12 protein-coding genes, 1 tRNA gene and 3 pseudogenes are annotated in these 19321 nt (G+C 51.5%); 8 read left to right on the top strand and 8 right to left on the bottom strand.

Annotated features, from left to right (window positions below):
• Positions 1-13: 13 nt before the first annotated feature.
• Together OZX57_RS07950 and OZX57_RS07945 are read left to right on the top strand one after the other, a co-directional pair.
• Positions 14-2035, top strand: a complete 2022-nt coding sequence (locus OZX57_RS07950) for a prealbumin-like fold domain-containing protein (protein WP_277162099.1) — start codon at positions 14-16, stop codon at positions 2033-2035.
• 118 nt (positions 2036-2153) lie between these two features.
• On the top strand, positions 2154-3176 hold the full coding sequence (locus OZX57_RS07945; protein ID WP_277162098.1) for a class C sortase: 1023 nt from the start codon (positions 2154-2156) through the stop codon (positions 3174-3176).
• Between the two features lie 250 nt (positions 3177-3426).
• Here the strand turns inward: OZX57_RS07945 and OZX57_RS07940 are convergent.
• Together OZX57_RS07940 and OZX57_RS07935 are read right to left on the bottom strand one after the other, a co-directional pair.
• Positions 3427-3511 (bottom strand) — tRNA-Ser (locus OZX57_RS07940).
• A gap of 263 nt (positions 3512-3774) precedes the next feature.
• Positions 3775-4176 carry a glycerophosphodiester phosphodiesterase gene (locus OZX57_RS07935; protein ID WP_277162097.1) on the bottom strand — a complete coding sequence of 134 codons (402 nt, stop codon included), beginning with the start codon at positions 4174-4176 and terminating at the stop codon, positions 3775-3777.
• Between the two features lie 702 nt (positions 4177-4878).
• Between OZX57_RS07935 and OZX57_RS07930 the strand changes: the two genes are divergently transcribed.
• From OZX57_RS07930 to OZX57_RS07920, 3 genes are all read left to right on the top strand, one after another.
• Positions 4879-7233, top strand: a complete 2355-nt coding sequence (locus tag OZX57_RS07930; RefSeq protein ID WP_277162096.1) for an RICIN domain-containing protein — start codon at positions 4879-4881, stop codon at positions 7231-7233.
• Positions 7234-7320: 87 nt separating this feature from the next.
• A complete protein-coding gene (locus OZX57_RS07925) occupies positions 7321-9003 on the top strand; it encodes a hypothetical protein (protein ID WP_277162095.1) in 1683 nt (560 codons plus the stop codon).
• Between the two features lie 314 nt (positions 9004-9317).
• Positions 9318-10307, top strand: coding sequence for a glycosyltransferase (locus tag OZX57_RS07920; RefSeq protein ID WP_277162094.1), 990 nt, complete (start codon positions 9318-9320; stop codon positions 10305-10307).
• Between the two features lie 67 nt (positions 10308-10374).
• On the opposite strand, the pseudogene OZX57_RS07915 reads toward OZX57_RS07920, so the two are convergent.
• From OZX57_RS07915 to OZX57_RS07900, 4 genes and pseudogenes are all read right to left on the bottom strand, one after another.
• Positions 10375-11274, bottom strand: a pseudogene (locus tag OZX57_RS07915) (acyltransferase family protein); the annotation flags it as partial.
• 357 nt (positions 11275-11631) lie between these two features.
• Positions 11632-12342 carry a hypothetical protein gene (locus OZX57_RS07910; protein WP_277162093.1) on the bottom strand — a complete coding sequence of 237 codons (711 nt, stop codon included), beginning with the start codon at positions 12340-12342 and terminating at the stop codon, positions 11632-11634.
• Positions 12339-12731, bottom strand: a complete 393-nt coding sequence (locus OZX57_RS07905; protein WP_277162092.1) for an acyltransferase — start codon at positions 12729-12731, stop codon at positions 12339-12341. The genes OZX57_RS07910 and OZX57_RS07905 overlap by 4 nt, the downstream gene beginning before the upstream one ends.
• 172 nt (positions 12732-12903) lie before the next feature.
• On the bottom strand, positions 12904-14052 hold the full coding sequence (locus tag OZX57_RS07900) for a LicD family protein (RefSeq protein ID WP_277162091.1): 1149 nt from the start codon (positions 14050-14052) through the stop codon (positions 12904-12906).
• A gap of 224 nt (positions 14053-14276) precedes the next feature.
• Between OZX57_RS07900 and OZX57_RS07895 the strand changes: the two genes are divergently transcribed.
• From OZX57_RS07895 to OZX57_RS07885, 3 genes are read left to right on the top strand one after another with little or no spacing between them, the layout of a single operon-like run.
• Positions 14277-15506 carry a hypothetical protein gene (locus OZX57_RS07895; protein WP_277162090.1) on the top strand — a complete coding sequence of 410 codons (1230 nt, stop codon included), beginning with the start codon at positions 14277-14279 and terminating at the stop codon, positions 15504-15506.
• Positions 15410-15892, top strand: coding sequence for a glycosyltransferase (locus OZX57_RS07890; RefSeq protein WP_277162998.1), 483 nt, complete (start codon positions 15410-15412; stop codon positions 15890-15892). Before OZX57_RS07895 ends, OZX57_RS07890 begins: the two co-directional genes overlap by 97 nt.
• A 1-nt stretch (position 15893) precedes the next feature.
• Positions 15894-16829 (top strand): glycosyltransferase family 2 protein, encoded by a 936-nt coding sequence (locus OZX57_RS07885; RefSeq protein ID WP_277162089.1) that lies wholly within the window; start codon positions 15894-15896, stop codon positions 16827-16829.
• Between the two features lie 228 nt (positions 16830-17057).
• Here OZX57_RS07885 and OZX57_RS07880 read toward each other — a convergent pair.
• Together OZX57_RS07880 and OZX57_RS07875 are read right to left on the bottom strand one after the other, a co-directional pair.
• Positions 17058-18351 (bottom strand): annotated as a pseudogene (locus OZX57_RS07880) (polysaccharide ABC transporter ATP-binding protein).
• Between the two features lie 31 nt (positions 18352-18382).
• Positions 18383-19191 (bottom strand): annotated as a pseudogene (locus tag OZX57_RS07875) (ABC transporter permease).
• Positions 19192-19321 lie beyond the last annotated feature (130 nt).

Below are 19321 nucleotides of genomic sequence, written 5' to 3'. Positions count from 1 at the left end.
AAGGTTAGGGTATATGAGTTTCAAAACCACCATACATAAGCTTGCCGGGGCTGCGCTTGCCGCTGTCACGTTGCTGGCCGTTCCGATGGGTGCTGCGAACGCGGCAGGGGCAGGGGATGGCGGCATTTCCGTGCCGACCACCGTGGCTGCGCCGTACAAGGGCGAGACCATCACCGTTCAGGGCGACAAGAAGATGCTTGACGGCCACCAGTTCAAGGCCGTGCGTATCGGTACGTACGTCAACGCCAAGGGCACCGTGAACAGTGACGGCAAGACGGGCATGCTCAACGCCGTATCCGTCGGCACCGATCCGCAGCTTCGCAGTGAGGCCTCGAGCGCGTTGCAAGCGGTCAAGGGATCTGCGGAAGATGTGCAGTACCAAGGCAACCCTGTCGGCGAGGTTGCGGCCAAATGGCTTGGCTACGAGGGTCAGGCGAATAGCGACACCGCCAACGAGGACACCACTTCCAACAGCGGTAGCACCGCAGACGCCTGGGACGGCAAGCTGCGCCAGTTCGTCAGCAACGTCTTCTACACCGATAAGTTCGCGAGCTTGGTGAGTGCGGCCACGGCGCAGTCCACCGTTTCCTCTGATACCGGAGACCATATGACTGTGAGCATTTCTGGCCTGCTGCCAGGCATCTACATGGTCGATGATGTCACCGGCGAGGCCAATGTGAACGGCAAGTCCGGCGCGTCCGATCCGAAGATTGCCGGCAACTCCATCCCGATGCTGGTGAGCACCGCTATCACCGACGGCGGCGTGACCTACAACAAGATGGTCGGCGACAAGATGGACGACGACAGGACCCTCGGCTTGGTCGACATGAAGAACGATGCCCCGACGGTCAGCAAGGAGCTGGATTCGTCCAACGGCTACAACAACAACGTCTCCATCGGCGGCAAATTGCATTACAAACTCACTGGCAGCGTCCCGCTGACCACCGGTTTCCGTCGCTACATCTACACCATGATCGATCGTCCTGCGCAGCTCGGTCTGCATTATGTTGCCAATTCCGAAAAGGTGATGATTGGCACCACCCAGCTCAACGCCGCCAACGGCGATTACAAGGTGACCTCCCACAAGTCCCCATCCGGTCAGTTCCAGGACATCGCTGGCGACGATTCTACCGATTACGTGGTCTTCGACCTTTCGCCGAGCATTCTGAAGTTCCATTACCGGGACTTGATTGTCATCACCTACGCCATGTCAATTACCGATGATGCTGACGGCGGATGGCTGCAGAACGGCGTGACGCTCAGCTATTCGAACGATGCCAACAACCAACCTACGGCCACGAACGCGACCGATCCGACCGTCGCTACCGTCGACCCGGACTCCGGCAGCGTGACCGGTCCGAACACCGGTTCCGTCGCCTCCAATTCCACCAGCCCGCAGAACCCGGCCTCCGTGGCGAGCTTCCGTAAGTTCTCGGTGATCACCAAGCCCAAGGTGGCGTGGGATGATGCCAAGGATCAAAAGGAAAAGGATGCCATCAAGGGGCTTACGGGCGTGAAGTATCGTCTGTCTGCCGCAACGGCCACTCAGACTAAGTCCGGCGAAACGCCGGCCGACACTGCACTCAAGTTCATCAAGCTGGGTGACGGCAATTACAAGCTGGCCGCCGCGCAGAGTGCTACCAGTGCTGCCTTCGTCGAAGATCTTGAGGTCGGGGCCGATGGCACTCTCACCTTCAACGGCTTGGGTGATGGCGACTACACCGTCCAGGAAGTCACCCGTCCTGCCGGTTACTCGGACACCTTCATGCCCATCTTCAAGGTGCATGTGCAGGCTGATTCGAGTAATGCTACGAGGTCCGTGTACACGAACGAAGCCGATGCTTGGCACTTAGTCGAGGCTCACAGTCAAGCGGTCTCCAGCGATACGCCGATCGTGGTGCTTGCCATCTCTTCTATCTCGCAGCTGCCGCTGACTGGCGGTGCCGGCGCGATTCTCATTCTGCTGGTCATCGTGGTGCTCATGGTGCTCACGGGCCTGCTGATTATTGCTCGCAGGCGTCTTCGCCAAGAGTAAGGCGAACCTGACTGCCAACAGCGCAATGATGAGGGACGATTCTGCAACGGGTTTCGTCCCTCATCGTTTCATTTCCATTGCAACGTAATAGCAACTAGTAACAAGGTATAGGAGCGCCGTGGATTTCGATGCGATTTTACGCAACGAGAATGGCGGAGTGAGCAATTCTCGCAGGACGATCATGCTCGTGGTCGATGTGCTGCTCGTCTGCTGCGCCACAGCGCTCGTCGTGGCCATCGCTTGGTTCCCGACGGTCTGGGCGATTCAGTCATATCGGCAGAGCCGGCTCGTCGACGATTCCGTAAGCCGCGTTGATCGCTGGCCGCAAGGTAAGGTCGTCAACGAATACCGCCGGGCTCAGGCCTATAACCGTCATATCGCGGCTTCCGGGCAAAAATCATTGGGGGAGTTCGCTGATCCGTTTGCAAATCCTGGCTCGTCATCTGCTAAGGCAAAAACACAAAGCGAGAGTGATCGCGCATATCAGAGCCTCTTAAACACCGGTGGCGGCGTGATGGGCGACGTTCGTATCCCCAAAATCTCAGTCAACATGCCGATTTACCACGGCACTTCCGACGATGCACTTCTTCACGGTGCCGGCCACCTGTACGGCACAAGCCTGCCCGTTGGCGGCGCATCCACGAACGCCGTGCTGAGCGGTCACCGCGGCCTGAGCAGCGCCCTGTTGTTCACTCGCCTCAACGAGCTCAAGCGCGGCGATATCTTCTACGTCCAGACGCTCGGCCGCACGATGGGCTACCGCGTTACCGGCATCCACGTCATTGACCCGCAAGACACCCATCTTTACCGCGTGGTGCCAGGCCGCGATTTGGTGACGCTCATGACCTGCACGCCCTACGCCATCAACACCCAGCGCCTCATCATCACTGGTACTCGCCAATCCATCCCCGAACCGATCCCAGAGCCGAGTCGTGCCAAAGGCGATCCGCTGCTTTTCGCTGCGCTGACCGTGTTCGTGGTGCTTGTCTGTGGCGTTATCGCCATAATATCGACGCGCTCTCGCACTGTCACCACCCGCCACGGTTTGCTTGGTCCGCCGCTTCGTGGCTGGAATTCTGTTAAGTTCGGCGACTCTCTCGTGGTTGGCAAAAATATCGACCCAGATTTGATTCTCTACTAATAGCTGCGAGCTTGAGCTTTATAGCTGGCGGGATTGTGCGTTGGTAGTTACGTATGCCACGAGTGGCCTCAGCGTCATAAACGCTGATTCTTTTCCCCAGCTATTTCCCCAGTTAGATTACCTTATTTATGCAGGGTTACGCACAGTTGCGCAGGCAGGCTGGAAGAGACAGTATCGCTTAAAACCGTTGGAATAAAGCCGTTTTCGGCTAAACAAAAAGGTTCCGAGCAAATGCCCGAAACCTTGAGAGCGGAGAATACGAGATTCGAACTCGTGAGGCTGTTACACCAACACGCTTTCCAAGCGTGCGCCATAGACCACTAGGCGAATTCTCCAGCTTGTACATTTTCCGACCTGACAAGCAGGCCAGTCAACACACAACTTAAATAGAATATCATGCGTCCCCGAGCTTCGCAAGCAATTTCGCATCGGCGTGGCGGCAGGCGGTTTGGTTGCATTTGCCGGCAATTAGATTGGGAAAAGGACCGTGTGCAAGAGCAGGAATATATGTGATTGAACAAAGAACGGCACGTTTCGAAAGCTGATAACCGTTTCCGAAACGTGCCGTTGAGTAAATCGTTGAAGATTAAGCTGCCGTTCAGTCTTCCTTGAACTTGATGTCGAAGTTGCGCTCATAGTGCAGGAACATCGTGGCGCCGTAACGATCGACGTCGCGGTGGGTGAAGAGCATACGAATCGCGAAGGCGGTCTGTGCGTCATAGGGCAGGGCCTTGAAAGCTGCGTGCGCGTCCCAGTTCGGCGGCGCGATGGCCTTGTCGGGGACGTAGGCATAGCCGTAGCCGTCTTCGTCGATATAGCCCATAAATGGCAAATCCCAAGCGTTGTGGGAGGTCAGTTCCTTCTTGAAATCCTCTACCTTGGCAAGGGCGTCGTCTCCGATGCCAAATTTGCGGGCCACCCTGTTGGCCTCTGCGGTTTTCTCGGCCGTGGTTTCTCCGTACAGCGTCGGATCGACGATGATGGTTTTGTCATCTGCCATGATGCATTCCTCCTTATCGGTTCTTTGAACCGATGGACGACGTGCCGTTTTGTTCGAAAGATGTTATATTGAACATCCTTTTCGAAAGAACAACTCGTTCAGCTATTTCCGACACTTTGCTGTGCCGGTGCATTTAGTCTAGCACACGAATGGTGTCCGAAGGACTTTGTTCATGAGAAATTCATCGGTGTTAGAATGATTCGTTTTATTCCGACAAATTGGAAGCAACTAATGAATTTTACGAGAATTAAAGTGAGTAAATATAACATTTAAAATGTTTGTTTTTCTTTCCAATGTCATGGTTATTTTGCACTGCGAGTAATGATGGGAGTCAACGAAGGCAACAGTATTGGTAACTAGGAAACAAATGAAGCAAGCAGTCTGAGGGATACATACAGAACTGATGGCTGCCTGACTTGCATAAAGCAAATATATTAATTCCCTTCAAATTCCAATAAAGTGTCATGATTTCGCTAATATTTGGGTTCTTGCGCTGACGTTTTGTGTGTATGGCATTACCATAACAATGGATTGAACGAAAGCGTTCTCGATTAAGGGATGCCGGCTGTTCGTAGAACTAAAAGATACGTATCGTAAACGCGGAATCGTAAGTGATGACCCAGAACGGGATTCGTTGGAAACATTCAAGCGGATTTTACGGCAATGCGCGGTCTGCGACAGCTTGCGCGAAGGAAATGCAAGATGAAGAACAATATGGTGAGAGCAACGACCAAGGCCGTGTCTGTCTTGGCTGCTGCGGCGCTGGGAATGGCGCTGACGGTAGTGCCGGCGAGTGCGGCGACGGACACGAACCTGAGTGGTTTTGAAGGAGCCGGAATCGGCTCAGACGCTTCATCGGCGGCTGCCGGGCTGGGTACCGACGCTTCGGGTGCAACAGCTGGCGATCAGTCGCAGCCAGCCGGCTTCGGCATGAAGACCATTGGTAACCAGAAAGTGTCTACGGCCGCCGATGCACCGAAAGACGTGATGCCGGACAACCCGAGCCAGAAGCTGCCGGACAAGGTCAGCACCGAGGTGCCCAATGACGCGACCGTGGTTTCCAAGGATTTGGCGGTAACCAAAGATGGCCAGGTCAAGAATGTGGAAACGGGCCAGCCGGTGACCGATCCGAACCTGGTCGGCACGCAGGACCAGCCCGCCGACCCGTTGGCCAAAACCGACGGCAAGCGGTTTATTCCGGTTGAGGCGAACGAGGTGAAGCAAGCCGTCCAACAGAATGGCGGCGATGCCAATGCGAGCAGCGGTAGTGGTGCAACCTCGTCTTCTTCCAGCGTCAGCGGTATTTCCAACATCGAAACGGCAAAGAAGACATCCGGTACAGTGCAAAATGTCGGTCAGTGGGGAAGCCAATATGGTGCGTATTGGGGGTCGTACAACGGGACTGAGGCGTTCTTCGAACGAGGTGGCAAGTTCTTCGCTCAGCAGGCCAAGGGTGTGGTCGATGTTTCCGAGCACAATGGCACCATCAATTGGCAGGCAGCTAAGAATGATGGTGTTCAAGGCGCCATTATTCGTCTCTCATTTGGCTGGTACAATCGTTACGATTACCAAGCTTTGCGTAATATCCAAGAATGCAAGCGTTTGCATATCCCGTTCGGTATCTATATCTATTCCTATGCCTACGATAGCAATTGCGCATGGGGCGAAGGCGATGATACTGCCAAAAAGCTCTACTACGCCGGCGTGAAGCCAGGGGATTTAAGCTATCCAGTCTTCTATGATCTTGAGCATTGGACATGGACTGGTCATACTCCGCCTACTAATCCTGGAGTTTATGACGGCATAGTCAACACTTGGTGGCGCCGTATGCAGCAGAGTGGCTATAACAATTTGTCTGTCTACTCCTATGCTTCGTATCTCGATGGGCCGCTTAATTCATACAACACTCGCAGCAGTACACGTTGGGTCGCGAGCTATGGTTCGCGAGCTGGCTTCAACTATTACACCAACGACCGTGGTTGGCAGTATGCAGATAATGGCTGGATTAACGGTATTGGCAATGTTGACCTCAACGCTTTCGGCAACTATTACTATGCGGTAACCGGTATAGGCCAGCCTATGGCACTCGAATTTGATGGTCGTTCGTTGTCGTCGTTGGGTTCGCAGGTGAGGGATATTCGTGAGGGTGATTATCGTATCGCTTCGGCGTACAACGGCTTGTATCTGGATGTGAACGGGGCTTCGCGTTCTGAGGGCGCGCGCCTGATCACGTGCATTCTTAACGGCGGGGCCAATCAGGTGTTCCATATTCGTCCGGTGGGTGACGGGTCGTATACGATTTCGCCGAAGCATTCTGGCCTTATGGTGGATGCCTCGGGGCCGTCGTTCGTCAACGGGACGGTGATTGCTCAGTACCGTGGCAATGGTGGCGGCAACCAGCGTTGGCGTTTCTACCGTAACGGGCAGGGACGGATGCTGATCGAGTCGGTGTATGGCGGCTCTCATAACAAGGTGCTGCAGATTCACGGCTTGAACCCGAATCCGTTGGGCCGGATTGATGTGTGGGCTGCCGACGGTGGCCTCAACCAACAATTCAACCTCCAACTTGTAGATTTTGATGGTCGTTCGTTGTCGTCGTTGGGTTCGCAGGTGAGGGATATTCGTGAGGGTGATTATCGTATCGCTTCGGCGTACAACGGCTTGTATCTGGATGTGAACGGGGCTTCGCGTTCTGAGGGCGCGCGCCTGATCACGTGCATTCTTAACGGCGGGGCCAATCAGGTGTTCCATATTCGTCCGGTGGGTGACGGGTCGTATACGATTTCGCCGAAGCATTCTGGCCTTATGGTGGATGCCTCGGGGCCGTCGTTCGTCAACGGGACGGTGATTGCTCAGTACCGTGGCAATGGTGGCGGCAACCAGCGTTGGCGTTTCTACCGTAACGGGCAGGGACGGATGCTGATCGAGTCGGTGTATGGCGGCTCTCATAACAAGGTGCTGCAGATTCACGGCTTGAACCCGAATCCGTTGGGCCGGATTGATGTGTGGGCTGCCGACGGTGGCCTCAACCAACAATTCAACCTCCAACGTCTTTAGAAGAGAAGAACATATTTATTTGATATAGTCTTAAGTTGCATGGTTTTTCGCCATGCAACTTATTCATTTCATGAAAGAAAAACAGCTATGCATCGAATGGAATCTTGGCTACACAATCATATGTTTTTGGCTGCGGGGGCCGTTCTATTGGGTGTTCTATTGGTGGTTCCTTTAACCCGGACTACTGCAATCAGCCTATCTGGCTTGATTATTTTTTATGTGCTGATTGCGTTTATCGTGTCTCGAACTTCCGCTTGGCAGGTTTTGAAGTCAACATCTTCGATTGGGCATATTGCACTTATCATAGTTTCCGCAGTGTTTTTGGTATTCGGAGGGTGGTATTTTACCCGTTATCACTTCATTCCGATTTGGGATAACGCTTTCTATTGGATGGCGACTCTCAGTTTCAATAACACGCTATTCAACGCGCCTCATAATGCCATTCTGCAAATGTTCGATTCCGTTAATAAATCCGACTATAATCAGCTTCTCTGCTGGGTAATGTCATTTCCTGTTCATCTTTTTCCTGAGTGGACGGGAACCTTTTTCACTGAATTGGTACTGGCTATTATTCCTGCTTCGTTGTTGATGGCGGCATTTCTTTGGAATAAGGTGGATGTTTTTCTTGGTCCTAATAAAAAGCCGTTGCCGATGTGGATTTTTTATCTGCTGGTTTTGCTCACTCCAGTCGCGCTACGACCTGTATTCAGCGGTTATCTGGATGGAATGGGCTTCCTTCTTTTTGTTGCTTTATTTGTGAGCCTTTTTGATAGCGATTTGCCCAATCGTCGTTTTGGCGCCATTGCTATAGGTCTGGGTTTGTGCTGCACCTTTTTGATTCGTCGATGGTTCGTCTTCGGAGTTATCGGACTAGCTATCTCAGTCATCATTTATTGGGTTTGTCGGATTATTCGTTCCAAAGCGCAAGATCGTCTGTCGATATTCAAAAAACTTGTATTACGTGCTGTTACGATTGCTGTTGCTCTTTTCGCTCCCATCCTGCTGTTTTTCCAAGGATTCCTGAGCCGATCTTTCGGCGGTGATTATTCTCAGTCCTATCATTCTTGGACGTTGTTCGATTCTTATAGCGCAAAATTCGTCAATCTTTTCGAAGAGTTTGGCTGGATCTGGTTTGCGTTGTCGTTGATTTCAATAGCCGTCATAGTATGGATGTGTCTCAAAAAAGCCGGAAAAAACGGTGAGAGATTCGATTTTGCCGGTCTGGCGACGCTCGTGGTGTCTTCTTATATCGGTGTCTTGGCATCGTTGTTGGTCTTCTGGCGTATTCAAGATTTTAGCCCCCAGCATTGGTATATTGTCATACCCGGTCTGTGGGTGGCTGTTCTGTTGCCTCTGTTCGCTGTTTTATCGATTCCTGTATTGGCTCCAAAGCGGGTGATAGCTGCTTTGATTGCAGTTGTCCTTTCAGTTGCCAACTGTGCTACAGGTCTTTCTGCACTGTCAGTTCCGGGAATATTGGGGAAGGTCATGAACGCTCCGATTCAGACTCCTTTTGTCCAATCGGATGTCGAGCAAAAAGTGCTTTCGTCGAGTATCTTAAACAAAAAACTCAGGGAACCGACATGGTCTATTTCGCAGCCGCAAGTTCGGATCTCAATTCTATGCTTCCCCAAACATATTTCTTGCCTTATGCTTATATCCAGCCATTCCCTGTGGCCTCAGCTGATGTCGATTCGAGAGATGGGTTCAATACTCAATTCTTCGATTCCAAATTTGTGGTCACTTCGAGTCCGGTTTCAGTACATATGACCAAAAAGAATGAACGTGTGGTGTGTGAATTGAACTCTTTGGTTCGGAATAAATCGAGTTATCTGGGAAGGCACTATAAAAAAGATCGTTCTTTCCGATTCAGCAAGAAAACAACTGTTACCGTGTATGAAAAGATTTCTCCGTTTGAGAAAAAGGATATTGTTCGGTTACAACAGTATTTCGAGAAAATCTATCCAGGTAGTAATAAACTCTTTAAAGATAGGTTTGACGCATATTTGCACACGATGGATAAGAATAAGTCGGCCGCGATTCGATGATTACGATTGGCTGTCGACTGAGTGGAGGCTTGGACTTTGGATCAACAAGAAACCGTGATTCCGGATTCAGAAAACCGTAAGAAGCCGGTTGTCTTTTTTGTTCTTCCTTGTTACGAAGAGGAAGAGGGATTGCGGCATACCGCTGATGTCCTGCTTAAAAAATATCGGCATCTTGTTGCAGTGGAATCCATTAGTCAGAAAAGCAGGATTCTATTTGTTGATGATGGCTCTCACGATAAGACGTGGTCCATCATCGCTGATTTGCATAAGTCCGATCAATCGACTTTCGGCGGGGTCAAGCTGGCTCATAACCGTGGGCATCAGAACGCTCTTTATGCCGGTTTAATGGTTGCCTTGCGAAGCGGGTGCGACGCCGCAATTTCAATGGATGCCGATTTGCAGGATGATGTCGATGTTGTGGATGATTTCATCAGCGAATATCAAAACGGCAATGAGATTGTTTACGGTGTAAGGTCGAAACGTGCCAAAGACACGTGGTTTAAGCGAACTAGTGCCGAAGCTTTTTACAAGGTCTTCAATTGGATGGGTGCAGAAACCGTTTACAACCATGCGGATTATCGCTTGATGGGTCGTGCTTCTCTGCAAGCATTGTCCGAATACCATGAAGTTAACCTGTTTTTGAGGGGTATTGTACCGACTCTGGGGTTCAAGACAGCGAAAGTATATTATGAACGTGGTGAACGTGAAGCCGGCGAATCAAAATATCCGCTTAAGAAGATGATTTCTTTCGCGATTCAAGGCATTACGTCATTTTCGACTAAGCCCCTTTCTTTTGTAACCGCTTGTGGCGTGGCATCCATCTTGGTGGGTATTGGTATTTTTGTCTACGTACTTATCTCGCTGTTCAGCGGCAAGGCTATGGCCGGTTGGGGATCGTTGATGTGCTCGATTTGGCTTATTGGCGGTTTCCTTATGGTATGCCTTGGCATTGTTGGTAATTACGTAGGCAAAATCTACTTGGAGGCTAAACACCGTCCTCGTTTCTATATTGAGGAACAGTTTTAGTAGATAAACGCCTATAGGCATCGCAATGGAGGTTTAACGCAAATTAGAATCGGCATGTTTGTAAGTTTCAATGTTTTGTGCCGATTTTAGATTTTGTATATACAGAGGCCTTGCGTAGTATCACGCGTTCCAGCGGATGCACGATGCAGGTATCAAGTAGGAATGCTGCTAATGATGCCACCAGATAAATAATTACGATGATGGCGATGAAAATCAGCACTGTGGAAACATTGGAAGTCGGCGTCGGGAGCAGAGACGTCATCGTTGGCCATATCAACCTGTACAAAAACATATTTTCATGCAAAAGATAGACGCCGAAAGTGGATACTGCCAGTTTCAGCACAAAATTCCGTAAGATGCTCGGTGTTGCTGACATGTTGATTCGGTCAACAAGTATGAATACCGCGGTGGCGATAATCATTGGCAATATCTGAATTCCCTGTTTAGTTTGGCTCTGCCAGCCCAAAAGCGTGACCACGTGGGCTCCACTTGCCGAGATGTAATTGAACGCGGCCATACCTGCGGATGAAAGCAGTATTGCTGCAATAAGATATTTGGTTTGCAGCAGACGAGGATGGTTCGTGGAATAGTTGCGAATCCAACCACCGATAAGATAGCCGCAAATCGCATACGTTACATTGTTCCATGCCCCCACGCGGCCAAAGAAAAGAACCCAGATTGAGAAAACCGCGAGGAGTGCAATGAGTGCGTTAATATATTTTTCTTGGAGATTGTCAAACAGGCAGTTAAGGAATGGCAGAAGCAGGAGCATTGCGATATAGGCGGTAATGAACCAATAGCTGTCATAAAGGAACGGGAAGAAATTCCAAACCAGTGTTGTGACGAGATTATCTCCCCGGAAAAGAGGGGTGATGTCTTCCGGTTTTACGAAAGCTACCACCAAAGCGATGACGGCAAGTATCAGCAGGCTATAGGACAGCATCTGGAACCATGTTTTGAAGATGCGTGTCCAATTAAATTTTTAGTTACCAGAAAATATCCCGAAATAATAAAGAATATGGTGACTCCTACTTGACCATATTGCACTACGAGATATGACAGGGCATATCGCCAGCCGGGTTTAAACGTAAATCCCTGATCGACATTCAGCATCCAATGGATATGAAGAATCCCATGGCACGCGACAATAAGAAACATCGCCACTATTCGAAGTACTTCGACGTTCAGGTTCCGTGTTTTCCTTGTATTTGGCACTATTCCTCGATGTTATTGCTCAAAGATTCCAGACGATAACAGAATACACGAATGCCCACTACTTTGTTGATTGAATGATGCCTTCAAAGTGGGAATCGTTCATAGCCAGTCATTTCATAAGCAGGAGCCATTTTCTGGCAACAGGCACTAAAGAAAGCAACTTGGCGATAAGAACCGACCCGAAATAGCTGACAAGCAGGCAGATGAGAAAAACCATATATTGGTTTGCCATGTTGATTGGCGGCTTCGCAAGCAACGACATGCTCAAGTCATAGAGCCAGACGTGAATCATGTAGACGCCAAAAGAAAGTTTGGAGAATTGTGCATTGAGCGGGATGAGCTTTTGCGAAAAATCGGACGAGAATTTGAAAATCCTATGCAAGAGGGGGAAAAGGGCTGCTGCCGATATGACCAAGGCGAGATTAGCATAATATGGGTCACTTGCGAAATTGCTTTTCCATGCGCAAATATGAAGCAATGATTTAAGCGCAAATGCGACGATAAACACGGCGATAAGTACCCACGTAGCTATGCGTTCGATACTTGAGCTGAACCGTTTGAGAATGAAACCAAGCAGAAGGTACAATATCCACACCGATGCGCCCCAAACGTCAGTGCCGAAGATATTCATTTGCAATACACTGGTGATGTTGAAATGTACGGGACTCCATGCCAGGAGTTGTGTACAAGTAGGGATTACTGTACCGAAGAAAATGACGCAGAAAGCAAGAATATATAAATAGGTATGAGATTTTTGGGCGATGAAATAACGCAACGCTGAAGAGACTATTGGAAGGCCAAGATACAAGGCGAAAATCATGGGTAGGAACCAGAATCCCGTCCCGAATCTCCTGTAAACGTCGCGACTTTTATCAATGTGCTGATTCGCATTGGCGTGTCGCCGATGAAATGGCTGAGGAAGAACCAGACGACGTTCCAAACTTCAAGGCTCACAAATAGCGGCAGCAGATTCCGTTTGAGAAAACGGCGAATATATGTAGCGTCGTAAGTGCGGTCGAGCATGAGATACCCGGTGAGCATGACGAACAGCGGTACGCCCAAAGACCCGAGTGCTACGAGAATTTGCTGGACGATACCGGCAGGGAATGATCCGGCTGCAATATGGCAAATAACAATATCTAAAATCGCGATGATTCGTATGGTATCCAAAGCGTGATCACGTTGTTTTTTAGGAAGAGATGATACCATTTTTCTTTGAACTCCTAAGCATTGTCATTTGCAAATGTTATCCATTATAAATAATTTTAGATATATTGTCGGTTCTTTTAAGGAGGTAGCTTTGTCTTGAACCGATAACATCACAGGGTTTGATTTGACCCGCATTTCATTGTCGAACGTTGGTTATTCAAACATCTGAATTCTACTTTTCAGCTTCGTCAATAAGCCGATGCATCGCCGCGACGCTTTGCGATGACTCGATATAGTCGTCGGCAACGTGCTCGTGGGAATTGATGTCTTTCGGGATGGCCATGTAATCGCCGTAGAGCTTCGAAAGGTATGTTTTCCAGCCGGCAGGTACGGGGACTTCAAGGTCTCTGAAACGCAGATGCTCGACGGGCAGCCATTCCTCAATCGGGTAAGGCCCGGATGGATTAGTGTCGTCGATGTTTTCCGGCCCCTCGACCAGGCATGTGGCTCCTGTTTGGTTCGGGAGGATGTCGCACGTCGCCTTGAGATTGTCCAATTGCGCATCGAGCGTCGCTTCGAGTTTCGGGGCCAATGGGTCAGAGCTGGGCAGGTATGGGGTCTGCGGCCAGTTCGTGTCGCCGAAATGAGTTCGAATTTCCGAGACGAAGCTTTTTCTCTGTTCTACGCCCGCGTCCCAGACCTGCTGGGGATCGCCTTTGGCCCAGTCGAGGGTGAAGAGGTCGACGAAGCAGGGATTGTCCTCGTCAGCGGAGCGGAAGCGTATCTGCTTGCAGGGAACGTACCAGTCCCAAAGAACGGTCACCCGGAAACGGCCGTCTTCGCGCACCACCTGCTCAAGCTTTTGCAGCTGGTCGCGAGTGATATAGACGTCGATGTCATCGTCCCAGGGAATGAAATCCTGATGGCGGTAGGCTCCCAGAATGGTGCCGCCGCTGCCCCAGTAAAGGATGTCGTGCTGTCGGCAGAGCACATCGAATTGTGAGAACAACGCCGCTTCGGCATCCTGAAACAGTTTGTGGATACCGGTCTCCTTGGGCAGACCACGGAAGAACCGCAGTTGTGCCGCCTCAAGGCTTTCGCCATCCCGTCGAAACATCTGCCAGTAAAGCATCATGTCGCGGTCCTGCTCGTAGGCATGTTCCTGCTGGGAGGTTTTCTGCAAATCCTCGACCAGGGATATGAGCCGTTCGTTTTGGTTGACAAGACGTTGCGCCTGCGCTTCAAGATCGTGCGTTTGTGTCTGAAGATCGTGTATCTGCGCCTCAAGATTATCCATACGCTGATAGGAGTTGTCTTCGAAAGTATGGAACGAGCGTGAGGAAGGAGGTAGTAGACGTTTGAACTTGTTGATTGGGCGCATAGCGGCTTTGGACTCCTAACTCGCTGATTGGTTTCAGCATAGCGCAAAATGATTACTTTGTCGTTTTATATCTAGATAGTGCAAAGTATTGGTATGCGTATCCGGCGGATCGAAGTTTTTTAATACCTTCGAGTATCATCGTGAGTTATGTATGATTTTTTAGGATTTCCACGGACGATCAAGGCAAACTTGATTCGCTCAGTGAACGGTTGCGGCGTCTCGTTGTGGGAGCGATCAACTACAACGTGCTGATTCAGCCGGGCAGAACCCTTGTTTTCCATTTGTACATGGGGGAGAAGTGGCAGTATCCGAGGTTGACGGATCTGACTACGCTCAACGGACTGCTGACCCGAGAAGCAGGCTTGACGCCTTTCATGGAGGTGACGGTCACCTCGACGGTGGAACCGCTGTCCGCCTACCCTCCGCAGTATTTTGACGGCGACAATCAGGTGGTCGATACAGGGAATCGCTATCTGCTGCTCACCCCCGATGATGCCACCGACAAGGATGTTGAGCGTCAGCATCCCAACGACAGCGCGAAGTCGAAACTCTATGACTCCCTCGAATTGTCCGCTCCTGCGACATTCGACATCTTCCGCGACGCCAAGCGCAGCATCCGCGAATATCTCGGCAGGAAGCCGGTCGAACCGTGGATTCCACGGACTGTGGAACGGGAGAATGCCTGGTCCGGGCACCACCATCCGGTTGTCGAGATTAAACCTGGAAAGGCGCCGGCAGGTTCGAGAAAAGCCGTCATTATCGCGATGCACTGGTTCCAGGCGGGCGGTGCAGAACGTTGGGCCTTGGAAACCGTGAAACTGGTGAAACAGGCCGGGTTCTACCCGATTGTCATCACCGACAGGGACGGCCACCAGCCTTGGATTAATCGCCCCGAATTCGACGATGCGTTGCTGCTTCCGCTTACTGCACCGCTGCAGGAACGTCCCGGCGATGCGCCGTTGCTTCGTGCGCTTTTCGAGCATTTCGACATCAAGGGAATCCTGATTCACCACTGCCAGTGGATGTACGACAGGGCGTGGTGGGTCAAGAAGTATTTCCCCGATACGAAGATCGTCGATTCCCTACATATCATCGAGTACTTCTTCCGCGGTGGCTATCCGCACGAATCGGCCATCCGCGACCAATGGATCGACCTTCATCATGTCATTTCGCCGCAGCTGCAGCGTTGGCTGGTCGATACTCACCACCTCGATCCCAAGAAGGTCGTTGTCGCGCCTCTGGTCGGTTTGACCGCAGACAGCGAAAAGGCGACATTCAAGCCAAAGGACCCGAGCAAGCCGTTGACCGTTGTTGCTTTATCGGCCGTATGGTGCGCCAGAAGCGCCCCGAGGCGTTCATCCTCACCGCTCATGCGTTGCAGAAAGCCTATCCCGGCAAGTTCCGGTTCATCATGCAAGGCAATGGTGACATGGATATCTTCGCCGATACCCTGATTGAGCGATACGACCTCGGCAAGGTCCTGGAACGGCGTCCGATGACGGTTCCTGTGGCGAAGACCTATCAGGATGCCGATGTGCTGCTGGTCTCCTCGATCAACGAAGGCATCACGCTGACGACCATCGAGGCACTTGCCGCCGGTATTCCGGTGATTTCCACCGACGTCGGCTCACAGTCCACGTTGATTCCCAAGCAGGGGCTTCTGCGCCGTATGACTTCGGAAATGGTGCATGACGCCAAGTCTGCGCTCGCGCATCTGGCCAGCAACGAAGACGACCGCAAACAGCTGTGGGCAGTTGAGGAGAACCGATTGGAGAAGTTCTCGCAACTCGAATCGGCAGATGATCTGTTCGCACGAATGCTCAAGGGATGGAATAAGTAAGATGGCTGAAGACAAACGGAAAATAGCCGCAGTGGTGGTTACTTTTAATCGCCTTGACAAGCTGAAGACTGTGCTGCATTGCATGGAAACGCAGACCCGTCTGCCGGATCAGCTCATCATCGTCAACAACGCGGCGACCGATGGCACCGACAAGTATCTCGAAGAATATCAGGCCAATTTCAAGCTTGCCGACAAGATGCAGCTCGATATCGTCACGTTGCCGGAAAACCTCGGCGGAGCAGGCGGCTTTTCGGCCGGCATGCGCCGTTCCTACGAGCTCGGCGCCGACTTCGCCTGGATCTTTGACGACGACGGCTACCCGCAGCCCGACGCTTTGGAGAAGCTGGTGGACGGCTATGATGCGGCTTCCAAGCAAATGGGCACCGATATCCCGTTCGCATGTTCACTCGTCAAATTCATCGATGGCAACATCTCGGAAATGAACAACCCGGTCACCACGTGGGACTGGGGCAGGCTCATGGCACAGGGCCTCAATATTGCGCTGGTCAGCCGCTGCTCGTTCGTTTCCGTGCTCATCCCACGCTGGGTCATGGAGGATTACGGCCTACCGTACAAGGAATACTTCATCTGGTTCGACGATGCGGAATACACTATGCGCATCACCAAGGCCTGCCCCGGCATTCAGGTGATGGACAGCGTCGTGTTGCACGATATGGGCAGCAACAAGGGCGTCAACTATTCGATGATCGACGACAAGAACATCTGGAAATTCGAGTATGGCGCTCGCAACGAAGGCTCGTTCCACCTGCACCACGAAGGCGTTTATCAGTACGCGCGCTTTGTTGCGATGGTGGCGAACAACATGCGCCGTGGTCATGTGGCCAAGCCGTTGCAAAAGAGGATTTACAAGAAGCTTCGTGAATCTTGGGGCTTCAACCCGAAGATCGACTATCCGCAGGTTCCTGCCAAACGTTAAAGCGCGTTTGCGGCGATGCGGGGCCGGCATAAACCATAAGTATGCTGCGCCGTCAACTGTTGCATCGTTGAATGCTAGGAATATCGGCGTTAAAAAAAGAATGGTTCTGAAATCCTTGAAGATTTCAGAACCATTCTTCTATATCCGATATATCTGACGGTGATTGATCAGGTCTAACTATATTTGTCTGCGACCGTATAATTCAACGACCTGTCAGCGTCTATCGGACTACTTCGGTGAACCGACCTGAGTAATCTGCATGACCCTGTCGTTGATCAGCGCGTATTCACGGTTTTCCGAATCCCTGATGGCGAACGAGCAGGAGTTGGCGTCATTGGTGAATGCCACCATATCCGTGGTGTCGGGGCTCTTTTTCGAGAGCGTGCGCAATGAGGCGACCAGCCTGAAATCACCGTTGTTGAACAGTTCGAGCGGCATCTTGAACTCGACGGTATGGTGCCCGTGTTCCGTAAATTTGAGTGTTTCCGAGCCGGTGTCGAACGCGACGCCGCCGCGGCGCAGGTCGTGCAACGCGATGGCGAGGTAGAAGTCCTCGGGTTCGTTGAACTCGTATTCCACCTCGAAGCGGAGCGTATCGGAACTCTTGCAGATCTGATGGGAAATCGGCTTCACCTTGAGCACCGGGCAGCGGCTGTTGAGGCCGTCGGGGTACTTGCCGTTCTTCTGCTCGATTTCCGCCTTGTCCGCTTGCAAGTTTTCAAGCGTGTACTGGTTGGCGGCTTCCTCTTTATTGCCGTTGACGATGATATCGCCGTCTTTGATGAGGATGGCCTTGTTGCAGTACTTCTTGACGGCGTCCATGGAGTGCGTGACCAGGATGACCGTCTTGTTCGGGTCCTTTTTCACCTCGGTGAAGTAGTCGTCGCACTTTTGCTGGAACGCCTCGTCACCGACGGCGAGCACTTCGTCGAGCACCAGAATATCGCCTTGGGCCTTGATGGCCACTGAGAACGCCAGACGCACCTGCATACCGCTCGAATAGTTCTTGAGCTTCTGGTCCATGAACTCGCCGAGCCGCGAAATCGACGATATCGTCATACATATCTTCGATTTCTTCGCGTGTGAATCCGAGCAGGGCGCCGTTGAGGAAGACGTTTTCGCGCCCGGTGAGTTCGGGGTTGAAACCGACGCCGAGTTCAATGAACGGCACCAGTTTGCCCTTGACATTCACACTGCCGCCGTCGGGCACGTAGATGCCGGAGATGATCTTGAGCAGCGTCGATTTTCCGGATCCGTTGCGGCCGACGATGCCGAAAAAGTCCCCTTTGTGTACATCGAAGGAGATGTCGTTGAGCACCTGCTGCTTTTTGTAGCCCTTGATGCCCTTGGTCCAGTTGATGAAGGCCTGCTTCAAGCCGGTCGCCTGCTCGGTGGGCAGCCTAAAGTATTTGCCGACGTGTTTGGCCGAAAGGACGACTTCGCTGCTTTCCTCGGTCTTGCCTAAAGAGGTGAGCACGGAGGAATCCTTGTCGTCGTTTGATGAAGTAGTTTTGGAAACCATTTGTTTTGAAGAAGTCATCGTGCCTCGCTCACTACATGATTTCCGCGAATTTGCGGCTGTACTTGCGGAAGACATACACGCCGAGAACCAGGAATGCGAATGAAAGAATGTACGGAATAAGGCAGATGATCGGATTGTGAATCTCGTTCCAGATAATCTGCACGTTCTGTGGATCGATGAGATTGTGTCGTGCATCCTGGAAAGTCTGGGCTATCGGGCTCATCAGCATCAGCTTTGAGATGATCGGATAATTGTTCTTGACCATGGAAAGCGGGTAGATGATAGGCGTCGCGTAGAAGATGACCTGGCTGACGACTTCCCAGATGTGCTGGATGTCGCGGAAGTGGACATACATGGTGGCGAGCAACAGGGCGCAGCCAAGTGAGAAAACATAGAGCTCAATAAGATTCAACGGCAGAAGAACCACACGCCAGGTGAAATGAGCTCCATTGATAATGGCGAAAATCAGGATGACCACGAGGTTGATTCCCAAGCTGATCAAGGCGCGCCGCAGGTGGCGGATACGACGATGATGTAATTGGGGAAATGAATCTTGCGCAGGATGTCGCCGCGATCGACGATGGAACGCAGGCCGGAGCCGGTTGCTTCGGAGAAGAACTGCCACAGGCAGTTGCCCATCAGCAGCACGACCGGGTATTGCGGGGTGCCGTCGGTGAAGTGCAGGAAGCGTACGAACACCATGTACATAATGCCGAACAACATGAGCGGCTTGATGACCGACCAAGCGATGCCGAGGAAGGAGCCTTGGTAGCGCAGCTTGAAATCGGTTTTCACCAATTCTTTCAGAACGACCCACGAATAGTGGTATCTGTCCTTCATTTTTTCACTAATGTCTTCACAATCAACATAGTTTAGCAATGATGGTCGGATTATGGTCTTAAATCACCGAGTTCCCCATAAGGTTCACGTTGTCGTACCTGTTTTGCCGCCTCGAAGTTTATACTGAAAG

Origin of the sequence: Bifidobacterium sp. ESL0682, assembly GCF_029392815.1 — a bacterium.
GTDB lineage: Bacteria > Actinomycetota > Actinomycetes > Actinomycetales > Bifidobacteriaceae > Bifidobacterium.
This window is presented reverse-complemented; position numbering and strand designations above follow the sequence as displayed.

What these genes read in the sequence shown, in the direction of transcription:
- OZX57_RS07950 (WP_277162099.1), top strand. Translation starts at nt 14, where the DNA reads ATGAGTTTCAAAACCACCATACATAAGCTTGCCGGGGCTGCGCTTGCC.
- OZX57_RS07935 (WP_277162097.1), bottom strand. Translation starts at nt 4,176, where the DNA reads ATGGCAGATGACAAAACCATCATCGTCGATCCGACGCTGTACGGAGAA.
- OZX57_RS07930 (WP_277162096.1), top strand. Translation starts at nt 4,879, where the DNA reads ATGAAGAACAATATGGTGAGAGCAACGACCAAGGCCGTGTCTGTCTTG.
- OZX57_RS07925 (WP_277162095.1), top strand. Translation starts at nt 7,321, where the DNA reads ATGCATCGAATGGAATCTTGGCTACACAATCATATGTTTTTGGCTGCG.
- OZX57_RS07910 (WP_277162093.1), bottom strand. Translation starts at nt 12,342, where the DNA reads ATGATTTTCGCCTTGTATCTTGGCCTTCCAATAGTCTCTTCAGCGTTG.
- OZX57_RS07905 (WP_277162092.1), bottom strand. Translation starts at nt 12,731, where the DNA reads ATGGTATCATCTCTTCCTAAAAAACAACGTGATCACGCTTTGGATACC.
- OZX57_RS07900 (WP_277162091.1), bottom strand. Translation starts at nt 14,052, where the DNA reads ATGCGCCCAATCAACAAGTTCAAACGTCTACTACCTCCTTCCTCACGC.
- OZX57_RS07885 (WP_277162089.1), top strand. Translation starts at nt 15,894, where the DNA reads ATGGCTGAAGACAAACGGAAAATAGCCGCAGTGGTGGTTACTTTTAAT.